Below are 825 nucleotides of genomic sequence, written 5' to 3'. Positions count from 1 at the left end.
GCGCGCCAGGTGGGCGTTCCGGCGCTGGTGGTCTACATGAACAAGATCGACCTTGTCGACGACGAGGAGCTGATCGAGCTTGTGGAGATGGAGCTTCGGGAGCTTCTGTCGTCCTACGACTTCCCGGGCGACGACATTCCGATCATCAAGGGTTCGGCGCACCAGGCGCTGATCGGCGAGCGTCCGGAGATCGGCGAGTCGTCGATCCGCGCGCTGATGGAGGCTGTGGACACCTACATCCCGACGCCGGACCGTCCGATCGACCAGCCGTTCCTGATGCCGATCGAGGACGTGTTCTCGATCTCGGGCCGGGGCACGGTGGTGACGGGCCGGGTTGAGCGGGGCGTGATCAACGTCGGCGACGAGGTGGAGATTGTCGGCATCCGTGCGACGCAGAAGTCGACCTGCACGGGCGTCGAGATGTTCCGCAAGCTTCTGGACCGCGGCGAGGCGGGCGACAACGTCGGCGTTCTTCTGCGCGGCATCGACCGTGACGGGGTGGAGCGCGGGCAGGTCCTGTGCAAGCCGAAGTCGGTGAACCCGCACACGGAGTTCGAGGCGGAGGCCTACATCCTGACGAAGGAAGAGGGCGGGCGGCACACGCCGTTCTTCGCCAACTACCGTCCGCAGTTCTACTTCCGCACGACGGACGTGACCGGGACGGTGAAGCTTCCCGAGGGCACCGAGATGGTGATGCCGGGCGACAACCTGAAGTTCACGGTGGAACTGATCGCGCCGATCGCGATGGAGGAAAAACTCCGCTTCGCCATCCGCGAAGGCGGCCGCACCGTCGGCGCAGGCGTCGTCTCCAAGATCCTCAAGTAA

Annotated in this window: 1 protein-coding gene; it reads left to right on the top strand. The window is 65.1% G+C overall.

Annotated features, from left to right (window positions below; translation table 11 throughout):
- On the top strand, nucleotides 1–825 hold an 825-nt coding region (locus N5I32_RS21210), incomplete at its 5' end, for an elongation factor Tu (RefSeq protein ID WP_261497899.1).

It is taken from the genome of Albidovulum sediminis, assembly GCF_025380365.1.
Classification (GTDB): domain Bacteria; phylum Pseudomonadota; class Alphaproteobacteria; order Rhodobacterales; family Rhodobacteraceae; genus Albidovulum; species Albidovulum sediminis.
This window is presented reverse-complemented; position numbering and strand designations above follow the sequence as displayed.